The sequence below is a fragment of the Saccharopolyspora sp. NPDC050642 genome (genome assembly GCF_040654735.1).
Lineage (GTDB): Bacteria > Actinomycetota > Actinomycetes > Mycobacteriales > Pseudonocardiaceae > Saccharopolyspora > Saccharopolyspora elongata.
Map to the genome: position 1 here is coordinate 1 of NZ_JBFAIN010000048.1, position 19,155 is coordinate 19,155.

General features: G+C 71.3%; 21 protein-coding genes. 11 read left to right on the forward strand and 10 right to left on the reverse strand.

Translation table 11 applies throughout. From position 1 onward, the window contains the following. The first annotated feature begins 287 nt into the window (after positions 1-287). The 4 genes from AB0H93_RS39115 (at position 288) to AB0H93_RS39130 (ending at position 3,132) form a co-directional block, all read left to right on the forward strand. A complete protein-coding gene (locus tag AB0H93_RS39115) occupies positions 288-1,061 on the forward strand; it encodes an SDR family oxidoreductase (RefSeq protein WP_358580735.1) in 774 nt (257 codons plus the stop codon). Positions 1,062-1,172: 111 nt separating this feature from the next. Continuing rightward, positions 1,173-1,721 carry an orotate phosphoribosyltransferase gene (gene pyrE, locus AB0H93_RS39120; RefSeq protein WP_358580738.1) on the forward strand — a complete coding sequence of 183 codons (549 nt, stop codon included), beginning with the start codon at positions 1,173-1,175 and terminating at the stop codon, positions 1,719-1,721. Next, positions 1,718-2,362, forward strand: a complete 645-nt coding sequence (locus tag AB0H93_RS39125) for an RNA methyltransferase (RefSeq protein WP_358580741.1) — start codon at positions 1,718-1,720, stop codon at positions 2,360-2,362. Before pyrE ends, AB0H93_RS39125 begins: the two co-directional genes overlap by 4 nt. Positions 2,363-2,448: 86 nt before the next feature. Continuing rightward, positions 2,449-3,132: a DUF899 family protein gene (locus AB0H93_RS39130; protein ID WP_358580743.1), complete on the forward strand. Its 684-nt coding sequence runs from the start codon at positions 2,449-2,451 to the stop codon at positions 3,130-3,132. A gap of 62 nt (positions 3,133-3,194) precedes the next feature. On the opposite strand, the gene AB0H93_RS39135 is transcribed toward AB0H93_RS39130, so the two are convergent. The 5 genes from AB0H93_RS39135 to AB0H93_RS39155 form a co-directional block, all read right to left on the reverse strand. Continuing rightward, positions 3,195-3,884: a VTT domain-containing protein gene (locus AB0H93_RS39135; RefSeq protein WP_358580745.1), complete on the reverse strand. Its 690-nt coding sequence runs from the start codon at positions 3,882-3,884 to the stop codon at positions 3,195-3,197. 102 nt (positions 3,885-3,986) lie between these two features. After that, positions 3,987-4,190: a hypothetical protein gene (locus tag AB0H93_RS39140; RefSeq protein WP_358580747.1), complete on the reverse strand. Its 204-nt coding sequence runs from the start codon at positions 4,188-4,190 to the stop codon at positions 3,987-3,989. Positions 4,191-4,406: 216 nt separating this feature from the next. Beyond that, positions 4,407-5,555, reverse strand: coding sequence for an N-acetylglucosamine-6-phosphate deacetylase (gene nagA, locus AB0H93_RS39145; RefSeq protein ID WP_358580749.1), 1,149 nt, complete (start codon positions 5,553-5,555; stop codon positions 4,407-4,409). Further along, a complete protein-coding gene (locus AB0H93_RS39150; protein WP_358580751.1) occupies positions 5,552-6,475 on the reverse strand; it encodes an ROK family protein in 924 nt (307 codons plus the stop codon). The genes nagA and AB0H93_RS39150 overlap by 4 nt, the downstream gene beginning before the upstream one ends. 87 nt (positions 6,476-6,562) lie before the next feature. Continuing rightward, a complete protein-coding gene (locus AB0H93_RS39155) occupies positions 6,563-7,135 on the reverse strand; it encodes a SigE family RNA polymerase sigma factor (protein ID WP_358580753.1) in 573 nt (190 codons plus the stop codon). A gap of 93 nt (positions 7,136-7,228) precedes the next feature. On the opposite strand from AB0H93_RS39155, the gene AB0H93_RS39160 reads away from it, so the two are divergent. The 4 genes from AB0H93_RS39160 (at position 7,229) to AB0H93_RS39175 (ending at position 10,635) form a co-directional block, all read left to right on the forward strand. Further along, a complete protein-coding gene (locus tag AB0H93_RS39160; protein WP_358580755.1) occupies positions 7,229-7,507 on the forward strand; it encodes a YciI family protein in 279 nt (92 codons plus the stop codon). A gap of 244 nt (positions 7,508-7,751) precedes the next feature. Beyond that, positions 7,752-8,786, forward strand: a complete 1,035-nt coding sequence (gene fbaA / locus AB0H93_RS39165) for a class II fructose-bisphosphate aldolase (protein ID WP_132482065.1) — start codon at positions 7,752-7,754, stop codon at positions 8,784-8,786. Between the two features lie 112 nt (positions 8,787-8,898). Then, positions 8,899-9,309 (forward strand): DUF3151 domain-containing protein, encoded by a 411-nt coding sequence (locus AB0H93_RS39170; protein WP_358580758.1) that lies wholly within the window; start codon positions 8,899-8,901, stop codon positions 9,307-9,309. 222 nt (positions 9,310-9,531) lie between these two features. Continuing rightward, complete coding sequence (locus AB0H93_RS39175; RefSeq protein WP_358580760.1) at positions 9,532-10,635, forward strand: FUSC family protein; 1,104 nt, start codon at positions 9,532-9,534, stop codon at positions 10,633-10,635. Between the two features lie 3 nt (positions 10,636-10,638). Here AB0H93_RS39175 and AB0H93_RS39180 read toward each other — a convergent pair whose 3' ends face one another. The 3 genes from AB0H93_RS39180 to AB0H93_RS39190 form a co-directional block, all read right to left on the reverse strand. After that, a complete protein-coding gene (locus tag AB0H93_RS39180) occupies positions 10,639-10,929 on the reverse strand; it encodes a hypothetical protein (RefSeq protein WP_358580762.1) in 291 nt (96 codons plus the stop codon). A gap of 118 nt (positions 10,930-11,047) precedes the next feature. Beyond that, on the reverse strand, positions 11,048-11,686 hold the full coding sequence (locus AB0H93_RS39185) for an HNH endonuclease family protein (RefSeq protein WP_358580764.1): 639 nt from the start codon (positions 11,684-11,686) through the stop codon (positions 11,048-11,050). A gap of 239 nt (positions 11,687-11,925) precedes the next feature. Continuing rightward, a complete protein-coding gene (locus AB0H93_RS39190; protein WP_358580766.1) occupies positions 11,926-12,627 on the reverse strand; it encodes a hypothetical protein in 702 nt (233 codons plus the stop codon). A 103-nt stretch (positions 12,628-12,730) separates the two neighbouring features. On the opposite strand from AB0H93_RS39190, the gene AB0H93_RS39195 reads away from it, so the two are divergent. Then, positions 12,731-14,017 (forward strand): adenylosuccinate synthase, encoded by a 1,287-nt coding sequence (locus tag AB0H93_RS39195; protein ID WP_358580768.1) that lies wholly within the window; start codon positions 12,731-12,733, stop codon positions 14,015-14,017. Positions 14,018-14,332: 315 nt separating this feature from the next. On the opposite strand, the gene AB0H93_RS39200 is transcribed toward AB0H93_RS39195, so the two are convergent. Together AB0H93_RS39200 and AB0H93_RS39205 are read right to left on the reverse strand one after the other, a co-directional pair. Next, on the reverse strand, positions 14,333-15,946 hold the full coding sequence (locus AB0H93_RS39200) for a Na+/H+ antiporter (RefSeq protein WP_358580771.1): 1,614 nt from the start codon (positions 15,944-15,946) through the stop codon (positions 14,333-14,335). A gap of 164 nt (positions 15,947-16,110) precedes the next feature. After that, on the reverse strand, positions 16,111-17,220 hold the full coding sequence (locus AB0H93_RS39205; protein ID WP_358580773.1) for a glycerophosphodiester phosphodiesterase: 1,110 nt from the start codon (positions 17,218-17,220) through the stop codon (positions 16,111-16,113). 222 nt (positions 17,221-17,442) lie between these two features. On the opposite strand from AB0H93_RS39205, the gene purD reads away from it, so the two are divergent. Further along, positions 17,443-18,705 carry a phosphoribosylamine--glycine ligase gene (gene purD, locus AB0H93_RS39210; protein WP_358580776.1) on the forward strand — a complete coding sequence of 421 codons (1,263 nt, stop codon included), beginning with the start codon at positions 17,443-17,445 and terminating at the stop codon, positions 18,703-18,705. Positions 18,706-18,848: 143 nt separating this feature from the next. Further along, positions 18,849-19,148, forward strand: a complete 300-nt coding sequence (locus AB0H93_RS39215) for a hypothetical protein (protein ID WP_093264073.1) — start codon at positions 18,849-18,851, stop codon at positions 19,146-19,148. Positions 19,149-19,155 lie beyond the last annotated feature (7 nt).

Sequence of the window (19,155 nt, forward strand, 5' to 3'; positions counted from 1 at the left end):
CAGCCGCGGGCCGCAAAGCTGCACGTCGATGGGGTGCCGCATGCGCCGCAGGCGCATAGCCCACCTACGACACTTGCGCCGCCGCGGGTTCTCAGAGGCTTCCTGGCGAGGACGGCCCTGACGCCGTGTATTGGACATACATAAGTCAGGGCACCCACAGTCCAGGGAGCCTCTGAGGTTCCGCTACCCGCACCGCCACGCAAAACGAGGTTGGAAAAACCTCAATGGAAATTGCGGGGACCCCGGCGGGTGGTCGCGGCCGGTGAACTCTTCGGTAGGTTCGGGCCATGGCTACCGCACTCGTCACCGGCGCCACCGCGGGCATCGGGCGCGCCTTCTCCCGCCGACTCGCCGCCGAGGGCCACGACATGGTCCTGGTGGCCCGCGACGCCGGACGGCTCGCCGAACTCGCCGATCGCCTGCAGGCCCGGCACGGCGTCCGGGTCGAGGTGCTCCCGGCGGACCTCGCCCACCCCGAGCAGCGCGCCGAGGTCGAGCGGCGCCTCGCCGACCCCGACCGGCCGGTCGACCTGCTGGTCAACAACGCCGGGTTCGGCACGGCCGGGGCGTTCTGGGACACCACCGCCGCCGAGCTGCAGCGGCAGCTGAACGTCAACGTCGCCGCCGTGCTGGCGCTGACCCACGCCGCGGTGCGCGGGATGCGGGAGCGCGGCCAAGGCGACGTGATCAACGTGTCCAGCGTCGCCGGCTTCTTCCCGGTCGCCGGCTCCACCTACGGGGCGACCAAGGCCTACGTGACCGCCTTCTCCGAGGGCCTGTCGGTGTCGCTGACCGGCACCGGGGTGCGGGTCATGGCGCTGTGCCCGGGCTTCACCCAGACCGAGTTCCACCAGCGGGCCGGGCTGGAGATGGGCCGCCTGCCCAGGGCGTTCTGGCTGCAGGCCGACCAGGTGGTGCACGCGGCGCTGGCCGACCTGCGCCAGGGCAAGAGCGTGTCGGTGCCGGGCGTGCAGTACAAGGCGCTGGTCGCCATCGGCCGGCTGGTGCCGCAGAAGCTCCAGCGGATGATCGTGGCGCGCACCGTCCCGGGCCGCACCTGAGCATTCGAAGGGCGTCGGCCTGTGACCGCTTTGGGGTGCAACAGCGCCCCGGAACGCTCACGGACCCCGTCGCGGAAGTGGCCCGGAACCCGGCCGGTATGCTGAAAACTCGTGGTCAAAGTGGATGAACAGCAGCGCACCGAGCTCGCCCGCCTGGTCCGGGAGCTCGCCGTCGTGCACGGTCGGGTCACCCTCTCCTCCGGCAAGGAAGCCGACTACTACGTCGATCTCCGCCGAGCGACGCTGCACCACCAGGCGGCGCCGCTGATCGGCACGCTGCTGCGCCAGCTCACCGCCGACTGGGACTACGTCGCCGTCGGCGGCCTCACCCTCGGCGCGGACCCCGTCGCCACCGCGATGATGCACGCCGAAGGCCCCGGGCTGGACTCCTTCGTCGTCCGCAAGAGCAGCAAAACGCACGGCATGCAGCGGCTGATCGAAGGCCCGGACGTCACCGGGCGCCGGGTGCTCGCCGTCGAGGACACCTCCACCACCGGCGGCAGCGTTCTCACCGCCGTCGAGGCGCTGCGCGCGGCCGACGCCGAGATCGTCGGGGTGGCCACCGTGGTCGACCGCGACACCGGCGCGCGCGAGGCCATCGAGGCCGCCGGGCTGCCGTACCGCTCGCTGCTGAGCCTGGCCGACCTCGGGTTGGCGTGAGCGAGGAGCTCGGTCCCACCGAGTGGGGCACCACCGTCGGCGTCGGGCCCTGGCCGGGCCCGTGGCCGACGGACGAGCGCTACGACCCGGAGCTGCTGGAGCACGGCGACCGGCGCAACGTCGTGGACCACTACCGGTACTGGCGGCGCGAGGCGATCGTCGCCGACCTGGACCTGCGGCGGCACGACTTCCACGTGGCCATCGAGAACTTCCAGCACGACCACAACATCGGCACGGTGGTGCGCACCGCGAACGCCTTCGCCGCGAAGGCCGTGCACATCGTGGGCCGGCGGCGGTGGAACCGGCGCGGCGCGATGGTCACCGACCGGTACCAACACATCCACCACCACCCGGACCTGGAGTCGCTGCGCGGCTACGCGACCGAGCACGACCTGGCGCTGGTGGCGGTGGACAACACCGCGGGCGCGGTGCCGATCGAGCGGACGGCGCTGCCCCGCCGCTGCGTGCTGCTGTTCGGCCAGGAGGGCCCCGGCCTGCGGGAGGACTCGCGGCACGGCGCGGACCTGGTGGTGTCGATCGCGCAGTTCGGGTCGACCCGCTCGATCAACGCCGGGGTCGCGGCGGGCGTCGTGATGCACACCTGGATCGAGCAGCACGCCGATCTCGCCGACGCCTGGTGATCAGCGGCGCCCACCGATGAGTTCTCCGGCCGGGCGGGGTCTGTTCCGTTGTACCGCGAACAGACCCTGACCAGTTTGGGGAACCCATGACCAGCAACGCCCTACCGCCCGTCGTCGACGCCGAGACCTGGCAGCGCCGGCTCGATGAGCTGCGCGCCCGGGAGAAGGCCGCGACCCGGGAGCTCGACGCGATCGCCGCGCAGCGCCGCCGCATGCCGATGGTCGAGATGCCCGACTACACCCTCGAAGGCGAGGAAGGGCCGGTCCGGCTGGCGGACGTCTTCGACGGCGCGTCGCAGCTGATCGTCTACAACCACATGTGGTTCGCCGGCAAGGAATGGCAGTGCCCGGGCTGCACCGGGTTCACCTCGCAGTTCACCCGGCTGGAATTCCTGCACAACTACGACGCCCGGTTCGTCGTCGTCACCCAGGGCCCGATCGACGAGGCGCTCGCCTACAAGCGGCGCGTCGGCAACCAGATGACCTGGTACTCCACGGCGAACAGCCCGTTCGGCGCCGACGTCGGCGCACCGCCCGGCGGGGGATTCGCCGTCAACGTGTTCCTGCGCGACGGCGACACCGTCTACCGCACCTGGCACACCAACGGCCGTGGCTGCGAGCAGCTCAGCCACACCTTCGCGCTGATCGACCTGCTGCCGTACGGGCGGCGGGAGGAGTGGCAGGACTCGCCCGAGGGCTGGCCGCAGGAGCCCACCTACAGCCGGTGGGCCAGCTCCGAGGACATCGCCGCGCGCTACGGCGAGGCCTGATCCGGCCCGGGAAGCAGTTCGCGCGGATCCGGAGCACCGGATCCGCGCGAAGTGGCGACTGGTCAGCTCGCGGCGCCGCGGGCCTTCTCGCGGCGGCTCTTCATGTACTCGATGATGATCGGGACGACCGAGACCAGCACGATCAGGATGGCCATCGCTTCGAGGTTGTTCCTGATCCACGGGATGTTGCCGAGGAAGAAGCCGAGCACCGTCATGCTGACGGTCCACGCGATGCCGCCGATCGCGGAGTAGCTGAAGAACTTCTTCTGGTCCATCTGCGCGACGCCCGCGACGGCGGTGATGAAGGTCCGCACGATCGGCACGAACCGGGCCAGGATGATCGCGCGCGCCCCGTACTTCTCGAAGAACCCGTGGGTCTTGTCCACGTGCTCCTTCTTGAACAGCTTCGAGTCGGGCTTGTTGAACATCGACGGCCCGACCTTGCGGCCGATCCAGTACCCGGTCACGTTGCCCACGAACGCGCACACCGCCAGCAGCACGCACACCAGCCAGATCGGGGTGTCGATCGCGCCGGTGGCGACGAACAGGCCCGTCACGAACAGCAGCGAGTCGCCGGGCAGGAAGAACCCGATGAGCAGGCCGCACTCGGCGAAGATGATCAGGCACACGCCGATCAGGGCGAACGGCCCCATCGACTGGATGATGTGCTCCGGATCGAGCCAGTCCGGCAGCAGGGCGAGCGCGGGAGTGTTCGCGGCGGCGTCGACAATCGCGGGCAATTCGGTCGTCACGCTTGCCAACGGTACCGTGACCGCCCCCGCGCCAACCCCCGGGCGAGCAAGCCCGCCGAACACGCTGGGCAATCCCATGATCACCCGGAAGTGGGTATCGGCTCAGATCGCCAGGGGGAACAGCGTGAGCGCTCCGGCGATGGCTCCGGCCAGGAGCCCGACGATCAGCGCGAACAACAGCACGCCGACCACCGGGAGGCGCTTGCGCGGCGGAGCGGGCGGAGGCTGCGGAGCCGTGCCGGGGCTGCCCCCGGCCTGGGCGCGCAGCGCCGCCGACAGGAGGTGTGCTGGGTCGGGTCGGGTCACCCCCCGAGCGTAAGCGAGGGGCGACCGGCCCCACAGAGTTCCGGACGTGGGTGAACCCGCAGTTTCAATTGAAACTTCGGCCAGACCCCAGTTTCAATTGAAACTGTTATCGCGCTCTGAGCCCGGGACCGGAGGATGGGTCTGCCTCCAGTTTCAATTGAAACTGTCACCGGAACCGGAGCACCGGACCTGGGCACCGGGTGGTGCCCGTTCGGGTTACTTCGGTTCGGTCACCCAGGTGCCGTCCTTCATCACCGCGTCCAGCTCCAGGTCGGCGTTCAGCACGACCAGGTCCGCCGCGAGACCCTGGCGGATCTCGCCGATCCGGTCGCCGAGGCCGAGCAGCTGCGCCGGCTTCGTCGACGAAGCCGCCACCGCCGCCGGCACCGTCAGGCCGCAGCTGCGGACCAGGTTCCGGAACGCCACGTCCATCGTCAGCGTGCTGCCCGCCAGCGAGCCGTCCGCGAGCCGCGGCTCGCCGTCGGTCACCGTGACCGGCAGCTTGCCCAGCTCGTAGGTGCCGTCGCCCGCTTCGGTCGCGCTGATCGCGTCGGTGACCAGCACGGTCCGCCCGCTGCCCGCGTGCGAGGCGGCCAGCTTCACCACCGCCGGGTGCAGGTGCACCAGGTCGCAGATGAGCTCGACGGTCACCCGCTCGTCCTCCAGCAGGACGCCGATCGGGCCCGGCTCCCGGTGGTGCAGCGGGCGCATCGCGTTGAACAGGTGCGTGGCGACCGTCGCGCCCGCCTCCACCGCGGGCACAACCTGGTCCAGCACGGCGTCGGTGTGCCCGACGGCGGCGATCACGCCCTGGTCCACCAGCCGCCGGATGGCGCTCAACGACTCCGGCAGCTCCGGCGCCAGCGTGATCATCCGGACTGCTCCCCGCCCCGCATCCAGCAGCTGCTGGACGGCCGCGGCCTCCGGCGGGCGGAGGATCGCCGGGTCGTGCGCGCCGCAGCGCGCCGCCGACAGGAACGGCCCCTCCAGGTGGATGCCCGCCAGCGCGCCGTCGACGACCAGTTCGCTGAGCGCGCTGATCTGCTTGGCGAGGTCGGGCAGCGGCGCCGACACGAGGCTGGCCAGCATCGTCGTCGTGCCGTGCGCGCGGTGGGTGTTGATCGCGGCGTGCGACTGGTCGAGCTCGATGCCGGTGAAGGAGCCGCCGCCACCACCGTGGCAGTGGATGTCCACGAAGCCGGGCACCAGCCACCGGCCGGCCAGGTCGACGGCGGGACCGTCCGGCGCGGGGCCGCTGCCGACCGCGGCGATCTGGCCGCCGGAGACCCGGACCCAACCGCGGTCCAGCACTCCGTCGGCGGTGACGACCTGCCCACCGGCGAGGATCAGTTCGGGAGCGTTCACGTTGTTTTCAACCCTTCCGTCGCCAGCAGCGCTGCACCGAGGCAGCCCGCGGTGTCACCGAGCTCGGCCAATTTGAGGTGGGGGCGGCGGTGGTATGCCGCCAGCATGCCGTCCAACCGGGCGCGCAGCGGGTCGACGAGCAAATCGCCGGCCTGCGCGAACCCGCCGCCGAGCACGACGCACTCGGGCGCTGCGACCGTTATCAGCACCAGCAACCCCCTGGCCAGTGCGTCGATCGCGTCCTGCCAAACCGCCTGGGCGTCCGGATCGCCGGTCCGCACCGCGGCGGCGACGTCGGCGCCCGAGACGTCCCGCCCCGTCCGCGCCCGGTAGCGGCGGGCGACCGCGGCCGACGACGCCACGGCCTCGACGCAGCCGTTGCTACCGCAGCCGCACGGCTCGCCGTGCCCGACGTCGATGTGCCCGATCTCGCCGGCGAAGCCGCCGCCGGAGTAGAGCCGGCCGTCGAGCACCAGCGCCGCGGCGATCCCGGTGCCGATCGGCAGCACGACCACGTCGCGCATGCCGCGGGCGGCGCCCAGGCGTGCCTCGGCGAGCCCGCCGGCGCGGACGTCGTGGCCGAAGGCCAGCGGCAGGTCGATGCGGGCGGCGAGCCGGTCGCGCAGCGGCACGTCCCGCCAACCGAGGTTCGCGGAGAACACTCCGACACCGCGAGCCTCGTCGACCACACCGGGCATCACGACGCCGACGGCGTCCACCGAGTCCGCGCCGGAGCGCAGTTCGGACACCAGCTCGGCCACGGCCTCGACCACGAGGTCGGCGGTCGCTGCGCCGTCCGAGCCGCGCGGGGTCGGGCGGCGCGCATGGCGCAACTGCCGAGCGGTATCGCGGCCGACGGCCACCAGGGCGGCCTTCATGTCGGTACCGCCGACGTCTACGGCGATGGCGTGTGCGGTCACGCCGACGATCCTCCGCTACCAGCCACCCAATGGTCTACACCAAATCGGTGTGTCGTTCGACTGGGATTTCGCGGACCTCCCCGTCGATCAGTTGCCCATCAGCTTCTGCAGGGCCTCCAGGCCGCGGCTCGCGGTCGACTTCACGGTGCCCTTCGAAACGCCCGTGGCCTCGGCGATCTCCGCTTCCGTGAGGTTCCCGTAGTACCGCAGCACCAGCACCTCGCGCTGCCGGCGCGGCAGCTTGCCCAGCGACTCCACGACCGCCTGGTGCTCGGCCGTCAACATCGCCAGCGATTCGGCCGAACGGGCGTCGGCCTGGTGCGGCGGCTGGTACTCGCGGGCCGTCTTGCGGCGCCGCAGCACCGAGCGGCTGCCGTTGACGACCGCGGTGCGCAGGTACCCGATCGCGGCGCGCGCGTCGCGCAGCCCGGACCAGTTCCGGTACAGCCCGGTGAACGCCTCCTGCACCACGTCCTCGGCCGTCGCGGGGTCGTCGACCAGCAGGATCGCCAGTCGCACCATCCGCATGCGCTGCTGGCGGTACAGGTCTTCCATGGTCAGCGGTTGTGCCGTGGTGTCCACCGCCGCGCTGTCCAGCGCGCGCAGGTGTCCGAGGGTCTGCTCCACGCTCCGTGCGGTGCTGTGCGAATCACCGGCCATGATCGAACAACCTACCGGCTGGCCACTGGCGCGGATAACACGACCGGGTAGCGTCGATATCGATCGGTGATCTGCAGCGGAGGTGTCGGGAACATGGCCAAGTTCGTGGTCGAGCTGGTGTACGGCGAGGACGAGGAGCGCCGCCTCGAGGTGCGGCCCGCGCACCGGGAGTACTGCCGCGGACTCGCCGAGCGCGGCGTGCTGCTGGCCGCCGGCCCGTTCGCCGACAACCTCGGCGCCCAGCTGATCTACGAGGCCGCCGACGCCGACGAGCTCGGCGGGGTCCTCGCCGCGGACCCCTACACGGAGGCCGGCGTGATCGCCAAGACCACCGTCCGCGAGTGGAACCTGCTCACCGGCGCCTGGGCCTAGCCGCCACCAAGATCGAATCGGCGGGCTCCCTGGCCGCCGAACCTGCAGCGTGTGAGGATGTCCACAGGATTCGTCCCGTTCTGAATCCTGTCACCGGCTTTCCAAGACAGCCCCGTCTGGGGCACTGTGACGCGAAAGTGTGGCACCGGGCCGAACGGGCCCGCTGACAACGGGCATGAGCTCGTAGGATGCTGCGCGACTTCCCGTCACCAAGACCAAACTCCACCCCCGAGGAGGACGACCGATGCCCATCGCGACCCCCGAGGTCTACGCGGAGATGCTGGACCGGGCGAAGGCGGGCGAATTCGCCTACCCGGCCATCAACGTGACCTCGTCGGAGACGCTCAACGCGGCGCTGCGCGGGTTCGCCGAGGCCGAGAGTGACGGCATCATCCAGTTCTCGACCGGTGGCGCCGAGTTCGCCTCCGGCACCAAGGTCAAGGACATGGTCACCGGCGCGACGGCGCTGGCCGAGTTCGCGCACGTGGTGGCCGCGAAGTACCCGGTGAACATCGCGCTGCACACCGACCACTGCCCGAAGGACAAGCTGGACGGCTTCGTCCGGCCGCTGATCCAGATCAGCCAGGAGCGGGTCGACCGCGGCGAGAACCCGCTGTTCCAGTCGCACATGTGGGACGGCTCGGCCATCGACCTGGACGAGAACCTGGAGATCGCCCAGGAGCTGCTGGCCGCCGCCGCCAAGGCCAAGATCATCCTGGAGCTGGAGGTCGGCGTCGTCGGCGGCGAGGAGGACGGCGTCGCCAACGACATCAACGAGAAGCTCTACACCGCGCCCGGCGACTACGAGAAGACCGTGGACGCCCTCGGCAGCGGCGAGAAGGGCCGCTACCTGCTGGCCGCCACGTTCGGCAACGTGCACGGCGTCTACAAGCCGGGCAACGTCAAGCTGCGCCCGGAGATCCTCAAGCAGGGTCAGGACGTGGTGACGGAGAAGCTCGGCCTGCCGGCCGGCTCGAAGCCGTTCGACCTGGTCTTCCACGGCGGCTCCGGCTCGTTGCTGGAGGAGATCCACGAGGCGGTCTCCTACGGCGTGGTGAAGATGAACATCGACACCGACACCCAGTACGCCTTCACCCGCCCCGTCGCGGACCACATGTTCAAGAACTACGACGGCGTGCTGAAGATCGACGGCGAGGTCGGCAACAAGAAGGCCTACGACCCGCGCAGCTACCTGAAGGTCGCCGAGCAGGCGATGGCGGCCCGCGTCGCCCACGCCTGCGAGAACCTCAAGTCCGCGGGCCGCATGCTCGCGGGTTGATCTCTTCACCCGGAGGGCGCGCGACTTCGCGAGAAGTCGGCACCCATTGGACTGCGACGGCCCGTTCGCCTGGTGGCGGACGGGCCGTCGTCGTACCTGGAAGGATTGGGGCATGACGAGGAACCTGTTGGAACCGCCGGAGACCCTGCTGCCGGAGAACGAGGCCGCGCAGGGCGAGCTGGCCGCCGGCACCGACCCGGCCGAGGTCGCCGCGCACCACCCCACCTTCAGCGCCGCGTGGGCCGCGCTCGCGGAGGCCGCGCTCGACGCCGACGAGAACATCGCCGCCTACGCCTACGCCCGCACCGGCTACCACCGCGGCCTGGACGCGCTGCGCAAGGCCGGCTGGAAGGGCTTCGGCCCGGTGCCGTGGCGGCACGCCCCGAACCAGGGCGTGCTCCGCTCGATCGCGGCGCTGGCGAAGGCCGCGAGGGCGATCGGCGAGGCCGACGAGTTCGACCGCTGCCGCCAGCTGCTCGCCGACAGCGACCCGGCTTCCCTGGACGCGACCGGCCTGGCCTGAGCCGCGTGCGCGACCGGCAGCCAGGACCTTTCCGCCGGTATGCGCGGGTGAGCACGGGGCCGTGAGTCTTTTGGGCTGATATAGCAGCCCAAAAGACTCACAGCCCCGTTGCCGGCGGAAGTGCCTGCCGGGGCGTCCCGGAGGCGGTCGGCGCGCCCGGTCGCGCAGATCGAGCGAGGATCACTGCGGCGGCACTCGGATTGCGCCGCGATCTGTCGGACAATGTGGAGCGTGCACCGACTGCGCGAGGAACTCGTCCGCCGCTTGCGCCGCCTCATGCGCACCGGAGTTCCCATCGCCCAGTGCGCGATCGCGGCCGGTCTCGCGTGGTTCCTGGCCCGCCACCTGTTCGGCCACCCGGCGCCGTTCTTCGCGCCGATCGCCGCGGTCATCTCGCTCGGCGTCTCGCTGGGCCAGCGGATGCGGCGCGCCCTGGAACTCGTCGTCGGCGTCAGCATCGGCGTCGGGGTCGGCGACATCCTGATCTCGTTCATCGGCACGGGGAGCTGGCAGATCGCGCTGGTCGTCGCGCTGGCCATGAGCACCGCCGTGCTGCTGGACAGCGGCGTCGTGATCGTGCTGCAGGCCGCGTCGTCGTCGGTGCTGGTCGCGACGCTGCTGCCGCCGGCCACCGCCGGCGGGCTGACGCGGATGCTCGACGCCGCGATCGGCGGGCTGGTCGGCTTTATCGTCGCCGCGCTGCTGCCCGCCAACCCGCTCGCCGTGGCGCACCGCAACGGGCGGCTCGTGCTCGGCGCCCTCGCCGACGCGCTCCGCGGCGTCGGGAACGCGGTGGCGCGGCAGGACATCGAGCTCGCCGCCGACGTGCTGGCGAAGGCGCGCAAGAGCCAGCAGAACGTGGAGGAGCTCCGCGCGGCGCTGGAGGCCGGGCAGGAGATCGCGCGGTTCGCTCCTATCCGGTGGCGGCGGCGCGGCGACCTGGAGCGCTACGAGACCGCGGCGACGCCGATCGACCGCGCGCTGCGCAACACGCGCGTGCTCGCGCGCCGGGCGCTCGCCGCGTTGCGGGACGGCGAGCCGGTGCCGCGCCCGCTACCGGGGCTCCTGGAGGAGCTGGCGGGCGCCGTGGTGCTGCTGCGCGACGAGCTGGCCAGCGGCGTCGATCCGCTGCAGACCCGCGCGGCGGCCAGATCCGTCGCCAAGAAGTCCACAGTGGAACTCCTCGGCGAGGGGGACTTCTCGATGCAGGTGGTGGTGCTGCAGGTCCGCTCGATCGCGGTGGACCTCCTGCAGGCCACCGGTCTCAGCCGGACCGAGGCGATCGCCGCCCTGCCGCCCCTGCACCCGGAGGAGAAGCCGGGCTGAGCGTCAGCCCGCGGGGCGGTTCAGGACCGCGATCAGGGCGTTGTGCAGGGCTTCGTGATCGCGCGGGTCGTGGAGGTGGCAGTCGGCCGCCGAGAGCCGGTACCACTCCGCCGCGCCCGCGTAGCGGATCCACACCGTGACGTCGCCGTCGGCGCATTCGGTGGCCAGCTCCAGGTCGCCGGTGATGACCCCGACCTCGTCGGTCATCACCCCGCCCGGCGGCGCGGTCACCTCGGAGCGCCGCACCGCAGGCTCCGGTGCGGTCGGTTGATCCGGCTCTGCGTGGTCTGACATGGAACGGCCCTCCTCACGAGCTGCCCCAGTATGTCCCGTCCGGAGCGGCGCGGTCGGTCGCCGGTTTCGCGCGAGAACCGGCGGTGCCCCGCTCCCGCGCGGGGCACCGCCGGGCGGATCAGCAGCCGTCGAGGGCCTTCTGCAGCGCCGACTTCTCCGCGTCGGTGACGGTCAGGCCGTACTTGTGCTTGGTGCCGACCCACATCGACGCGTACGTGCAGTGGTAGCCGGCCAGCGGCGGCATCCACTCGTCCGGCGTCTGGTCGCCCTTCGCCTGGTTGACGTTGTCGGTGACCGCGATCAGCTGCGGGCCCTCCAGGTCGTTGGCGAACGCCTGGCGCTGGTCCTGGGTCCACTCCGCCGCGCCGGAGCGCCACGCGGCGGCCAGCGGCACGACGTGGTCGATGTCCAAATCGGACGGCTGGGTCCAGGTCTCGCCGTCGTACGGGCTGAGCCAGCTGCCGGAGGTCGGGTAGCAGTCCGAGCCGGTCTGGACGTCCTTGCCGTCGCGCTTGAGCACCGCCTCGCGGGTGTTGCAGCTGTCCGGGCCCTCGATCCAGTGCGGGAACTTCTCCCGGCTGTAGCCGTCCATCGAGCCCTCCGGGGCGACGGTCAGCTTCGACAGCTCGGACTTCGCCGTCGCGGGATCCGGGATGCCGGGCGGCTCGGCGCCGGCGGGCACGGCCAGCGCGAGGCCGAGGATTCCAGCCAGGGGTAGGGCGGTCAGGGTGGCGCGCAACGATCGGTGGCCTGTCATGGCTTCCCTCCGCATGGGCGTCTCGCCGATGTCCGTGCTGACCATTGCCCACGCAGTTGGCCGGGACAATGCCGGAGAGTGGCGAACGGGTGACTTGGCGTGAAATCGCCACCGATCGTGCCACTTACTGGTGAATTTCGCACCGACTGGAGCGGACGCGGCGCGTCTCCGATTCCAGGCAAAGATAAGAATCACATTTGCCGGGAATGGCGGATTTCGGCCGGGATCCGCCCGGGCGGTCAGCGGGCCAGTCGCAGGTCCTCGGTGTGCCGGTACCAGACCCACTTCTCCATCGGGCGCGGGTGGGCGACGCCGTCGTGGCGCACCGTCGCCGACCGGAACGACGCCTGCACCGCGCGCCCCCGCGCGACGGTGCGCCGGCTGCGCAGGATGCCGCGGCGGACGGTGGTGACGAGGATGCCGTCGGCGGCCGGGTCGAGCATGGCGTTCATCGGATCGGAGGTCGGCTCCGGCAGCGGCGCGGCTTCCGGGTCCGGCGAGATCGTGATGCTGGTCGCGGCGCCGTTGAGCACCTGCTCGTCGTCGCAGTACACCTGCCCGGTGATCGGCTCGATCGAGCCCTCGCCGAGCAGCACGCCACCCGAGTCGTCCCGGATCAGCGCCGCCGGCCGCGGCGCGGCGGTCAGCGCGCGGTCGAAGTCTCCGGGACGGAGCCCCCACAGCCGGGCGGCCGGCGAGTCGGCGACCGGGACGTAGCCGACGACCAGGTCGGCCAGCCGGTTCTTGCGGAGCAGGCGCAGCACCACCGATGCGAAGTCGATGTCGGTGCCGTGCACCACCAGCCGTTCCCGGGCGTCGGCGAGCAGCGGGTCCAGGTCGGCGCGGGCCGGTGCCGCCGGGACGTCGAACCATTGCACACCGTCACCGGACGGGCGCGCTGCGCGCTCGACGTTTCCGCAGGACAATGCGGTGGTACTCACGTTTCGCTCCTGGTTTACCCTGATCGACCGGCATACCCCGTGGTGGGAGCGGGCGAAGCGTGCGGTCACGCTGGCGACCACCCAGTCCAGGTTGGAGTTTCACATGCCGGCGATCGTGCTGATCGGCGCCCAGTGGGGCGACGAAGGCAAGGGTAAGGCGACCGACCTGCTCGGCGAGCAGGCGCAGTGGGTCGTCCGCTACCAGGGCGGCAACAACGCGGGTCACACCGTGGTGCTGCCGGACGGGCAGGACTTCGCCCTGCACCTCATCCCGTCGGGGATCCTCACCCCCGGCGTGACCAACGTGATCGGCAACGGCGTCGTCGTCGATCCGGGCGTCCTGCTGGAGGAGTTGGCCGGGCTGGAGGGCCGCGGCGTCGACACCTCGCGGCTGCTGGTCTCCGCCGACGCGCACCTGATCATGCCGTACCACGTGGCCATCGACCGGGTCACCGAGCGGTACCTGGGGAAGAAGCAGATCGGCACCACCGGTCGCGGCATCGGGCCCTGCTACCAGGACAAGATCGCCCGGGTGGGCGTGCGGGTGCAGGACCTGCTGGACGAGAAGATCCTGCGGCAGAAGGTCGAGGCCGCGCTGGACATCAAGAACCAGATCCTGGTCAAGGTCTACAACCGCCGCGCCCTGGACGTCGACGAGGTCGTGGACACCGTGATGTCCCAGGGCGAGCAGTTCGCGAGCCGGATCGCCGACACCAAGCTGCTGATCAACAAGGCGCTGGACCGCGGCGAGACGGTGCTGCTGGAGGGCTCGCAGGGCACCCTGCTGGACGTCGACCACGGCACCTACCCGTTCGTCACCTCGTCGAACCCGACCGCGGGCGGCGCCTGCGCCGGTTCCGGCATCGGCCCGACGAAGATCAACGCGGTGATCGGCATCCTGAAGGCCTACACCACCCGCGTCGGCGCCGGCCCGTTCCCGACCGAGCTGACCGACGAGGCCGGCGAGAACCTGCGCAAGCAGGGCGGCGAGTTCGGCGTGACCACCGGCCGCTCGCGGCGCACCGGCTGGTTCGACGCGGTGATCGCGCGCTACGCGACCCGGGTCAACGGGATCACCGACTACTTCCTCACCAAGCTGGACGTGCTGTCCGGGCTGGAGACGATCCCGATCTGCGTCGCCTACGACGTGGACGGCGAGCGGGTCGAGGAAATGCCGATGACGCAGACCGGCGTGCACCACGCGGTGCCGGTGTACGAGGAGATGCCGGGCTGGTGGGAGGACATCAGCGGGGCGCGCAGCTTCGACGACCTGCCGGCGAACGCGCAGGCCTACATCGCGCGGATCGAGGAGCTCGCGGGGGCGCGGATCTCGGCGGTCGGCGTCGGCCCCGGCCGGGACCAGACCATCGTCCGCCACACGATGGCGTGAGTTGAACCGCAATTTCAATGAGGTTTTTCCAACCTCGATTTGCGTGGCGGTGCGGGTAGCGGAACCTCAGAGGCTCCCTGGACTGTGGGTGCCCCTCCTGATGTATGTCCAATACACGGCGGAGGGGCCGTCCTCGCCAGGAAGCCTCTGAGAACCCGCGGCGGTGCAAGTGTCGTAGGTGGGTTATGCGCCTGCGGCGCATGCGACACCCCATCGACGTGCAGCTTTGCGGCCCGCGGCTGCGGGCCGGCCAGGATGAAAAACGCTCAATGGAAATCGGACCTCCGATTTCCATTGAAATTGCGGGAACCCGGGTCAGCGGTTGCGCCAGGAGCTGTCGATGGCGGCTTCCTGGAGGTCCAGTTCGCGCAGGACGCGGCGCAGCACCTCGTCGTCGACGTTGCCCGCGTCCCGCTCGTCGGCCATCGCCGACCGCTGCACCTCGATCAGTTCGCGGCGCAGGTCGGAGAACGCCTTGCTCGCCGTGTCCGCCCGTTCGTCGGGCGTGCGCCCGACCTGCTCCGCCGCGGCCATCCCCTGGTGCTCCACCAGGCCCTTCATCCGGCTGATCATCCGGTCGAAGTGCTCCGGGCTGGTGTGCAGGTCCTCGGGCGTGAGCCCGTCCAGGTAGCGCAGGGCGGCGTTGGTCGCGGTCACCCGCGCCTCCGCCTCCGCCTGGTCGTCGCGCGCGGCCTCCTCCGGGTCGGCGATGCCGAGCTTCCGGATCAGCCACGGCAGCGTGGTGCCCTGCAGCAGGATGGTGCCGACCGCGATCACGAACGCGATGAACTGGATCAGCTCGCGCGCCGGGAACGGCTCGCCGGTGCCGGTGGTGTGCGGGATCGCGCCCGCGGCCGCGAGCGTGACCACGCCGCGCATCCCGGCCCACGACAGCACGGCGGTGCGCCGCCACCGGACGCCACGCTTGGTGCTGGTGGCCAGCAGGTGCGCCAGGCCCGGCAGGTAGTTGGAGCCGAACATCCACAGGATCCGCACCGCGATCGTCGAGGCCAGGATGATCAGCGCGGACGCGAGCACCATGCCGAGGCTGCGCCCGGAGGTGACGATGGTGGTGATGACGGTCTGCAGCTGCAGACCGATGTAGGCGAACACCAGGCTTTCCAGCAGCAGGTTGATCGACGCCCAGACGGTGTGCTCCTGCAGGCGTCCGGCGGCCCGCGCCCGCGGCTGGTTGTGGCCGACGTACAGCCCGGCGGTGACCACCGCGAGCACGCCGGAGCCGTACAGCTGCTCGGCGGTGAGGTAGGCGATGAACGGCACGAGCACGCCCAGCACGGTCGCCACCTGCACGTCCGGCACGCGGGTCCGGGCGACCTGCGCGAGCATCCCGAACACCAGCCCGAGGCCGACGCCGACCACCACGGCCAGCACGAACACCAGCGCGCCCTGCGCCAGGGTCGGCGTGGTGCCGACGACCGCGGCGATCGCCATCCGGTAGATGGTCAGCGCCGCCGCGTCGTTGATCAGGCTTTCGCCGCCGAGGACCGTCATCATGCCGCGCGGCAGCTTCAGCTGGCGGCCGATCGCGGCGGCGGTGACCGCGTCCGGCGGCGCGATGACCGCGCCGAGCACGATCGCCGATTTCAGCGGCAGTTCCGGGATCAGCGTGAAGGCCAGCCAGCCGACCAGGAACGACGTGGCGACGACCTGCAGCACGCCGTGGTGCACGATCGGCGCGATCCGGGCCCGGAAGTTCGTGTAGGAGCTCTCCAGCGCGGCGGCGTACAGCAGCGGCGGGAGCACCACGGTCAGCAGCAGCTCCGGATCGATCTCCAGCCGCGCGGTGCCGGGGATCAGCGAGACGACCAGGCCGACCAGGACCAGCAGCAGCGGGGCGGCGATCTCGCGGCTGCGCGCGACCGCGGTGACCAGCAGTGCGCCTATCAGCACGAGCAGCAGTTGGGCCACCGGGCACCCCCGTCCATCATGGACAGGTTAGGCGTCGGAATGGCCCGGCGCGGCCGGCGGCTCGCGGCGGTGCCGACTGCAGTTTCAATTGAAACTGGCCCCGAAACCAGGGGGACCGCAGTTTCAATTGAAACTGCGGTCCCCGAGGGCGTTCGGAGCGGCCGTCAGCGGCCGGCGAACTCGTCGCGGGCGGTGACCGCGATGTCCGGGTGGTCGCTGAAGATGCCGTCGATGTCCTGCTCCAACAGCGCCCGGAAGAAGCCGAAGGCGTCGCCGAAGGCGGCCGGGTCGGCCGAGGAGCGGAAGTCCGCGGGCAGGAACTTGTTCTCCGCCCGGACCGTGTAGGGCACCACCTCGAGGCCGGCCGCGTGGGCGTCGGCCACGACGGTGGTCGGCGCGGTGAGGAAGCCGTCGGCGTTCACCGGCAGGATCACCTTGGTGTCCGGGCCGATCACGTCGGCGTAGGCCGCGATCTCCCGCAGGCCCGCCGGCTTGACCAGGTCGGCGTAGGTGCGCGGGTCGCCGGCCTCGACGAAGTCCTGCGGCGCGCCGGAGTTGCTGATCAGCTGCACGAGCTGCACCCGCAGCGACCGGTCGAGCTCCTTGAGGTTGGCCACCTCGAAGGACTGCACGGCGACCTTGGCGTCCGGCCGGTTCAGGCCGTTGCGGGTCAGCGCCTCGACGACGCCGGGCTCCAGCGCCAGGCCGAGCTTGGCGAAGTAGCTGGGGTGCTTGGTCTCCGGGGCGACGCCGATGTCGCGGCGGAGCTCCCGGGACAGCCGGGCGCGCAGGTCCAGGACCTCCTGGAACGTCGGCACCTCGTATCGGCCGTCGTAGATCGTGTTGTTCGGCCGGACGTCCGGGATGCGCTCCTTGGCGCGCAGCGTCTTGAGCTCCGCGAGGGTGAAGTCCTCGGTGAACCAGCCGGTGATCGAGCTGCCGTCGATGACCTTGGTGGTCTTGCGGCCGGCGAACTCGGGGTGCTCGGCGACGTCGGTGGTGCCGCCGATCTCGTTCTCGTGCCGCGCGACCAGCACGCCGTCCTTTGTGGACACCAGGTCGGGCTCGATGTAGTCGGCGCCCATCCGGGCGGCCAGCTCGTAGGAGGCCAGCGTGTGCTCCGGCCGGTACCCGGAGGCGCCGCGGTGCCCGAAGACCGCCACCTGGTCGGTGTCCTGCGGCCGGTTCGGTGCGGCGATGGCGGGCGCGGTGATCAGCCCAAGCGCCGCTGCGCCCGCGACGGACAGCGCCGTCAGGCGTACCCGGATGGTCATGTGCCCTCCTGTGTCTCGCGCAGCATGTCGATCAACGCTGCACATTCGGGCAAAACACTGACCGCCGCAATCGACCATTCGCGCAAGGCCGGGCGACCCCGCGACAACGGCCGGGTGAACTACCGGGATCGACCGGATGAGCTACCCCCGGCGAGGCATTCGCGCCAAAAAGGGCGGGGGCACCGCCGACGTGGCGTGCCGCACGCTCTACGCTCACGGCTTGTGCGAATCCTCGTGATCGGTGGCGGTGGCCGGGAACACGCGATCGTGCTGGCGCTGTCCCGCGACCCGTCCGTGACCGCGCTGGCCTGCGCGCCGGGCAACGCCGGCACCGCTGCGCTCGCCGAGACCTACGGCGTCGACGTCGCGAAGCCGGACGAAGTGGCCGAGCTGGCCACCAGGTGGAAGGCCGACCTCGTCGTGTTCGGCCCCGAGACGCCGCTGGTCGCGGGCGCGTCCGACGCCGTCCGGGCGGCGGGCATCGCCTGCTTCGGCCCGTCGAAGGCGGCCGCGCGCATCGAAGGTTCGAAGGCGTTCGCCAAGGACGTCATGCTCGCGGCCGGGGTGCCGACCGCGCACAGCGAAGTGGTCGACAACCCGGCGAAGCTGGACGCCGCGCTGGCCCACTTCGGCCCCACCTGGGTGGTCAAGGACGACGGCCTGGCCGCCGGCAAGGGCGTGCTGGTGACCGGCGACTTCGACGCGGCGCGCGCGCACGCGCTCAAGCTGCTCGACGGCGGGCACCCGGTGCTGCTGGAGTCGTTCCTGGACGGCCCCGAGGCCTCGCTGTTCTGCCTGGTCGACGGCACGACGGTGGTCCCGCTGCTGCCCGCGCAGGACTTCAAGCGCGTCGGCGACGGCGACGCGGGCCCGAACACCGGCGGCATGGGCGCCTACACGCCGCTGCCGTGGGCGCCGGACGACCTGGTGGAGGACGTGGTGCGCACCATCGTGCAGCCCACGGTCGACGAGCTGGCGAGCCGCGGCACGCCGTTCTCCGGACTGCTGTACGCCGGGCTGGCCCTGACCTCCAGCGGCCCGCAGGTGATCGAGTTCAACTGCCGCTTCGGCGACCCCGAGACCCAGGCCGTGCTGTCGCTGCTGCACACCCCGCTGGCGTCGTTGTTCAACGCCGTCGCGCGCGGTGAGCTCGCCGAGCAGCCGCCGCTGGAGTGGGAGCCCGGTGCCGCGGTGACCGTCGTGATCGCCGCCGAGGGCTACCCCGGGCGGCCGCGCGTCGACGACGTGATCCAGGGCGGCGACGCGCAGGGCATCCTGCACTCCGGCACCCGGCGCCGCGAGGACGGTGCGGTGCTGTCCGCCGGCGGCCGCGTGCTGTCGGTCGTGGCCACCGGTGAGGACCTGGCGTCGGCCCGCGAGGCGGCGTACCGCCGGGTCGCCGGCGTGCACCTGCCCGGCTCGCACTACCGCACCGACATCGCGCTCCGCGCGGTCGAGGGCGAGATCGCCATCCCGAACTCCTGACCAAAACGGAAACTTCGGCGAAAACCGCCCGGTGATGGGGAAATCCCGTCGCCGGGCGGTTTTTTCTGGTGTTCTTGCTCTGGCCGCGGGGAACCGCGGAGACCCGGCGCCGGAGGCGCGGGGGCGAGCACGAGGAGGCGTCTGTGACCCAGGCGGGCTACAACCTGGAAGCCATGGAGGACTGCCGGGCGTCGGTGGACGGCAAGGCCGGGCCGGTCGGGGCGGTGGGGGACGGCTTCGAGGGCCAGCACGTCGACGCCGCGATCTTCGGCGAGCTGGAGGCGGCGGGCTCGTTCGCCTCCGCGATCACCGAGTTCGACGCGACCGGCAAACGCGAGTTCGACGCCGCCGAGCAGCTGCTGCGCAGCGTCAGCGGCGCGCTCGACGCGGTGCGGACCACCGTCGACGAGACCGACCGGGCGAACGTCGAATCATTCCGCTGAGCTGGGG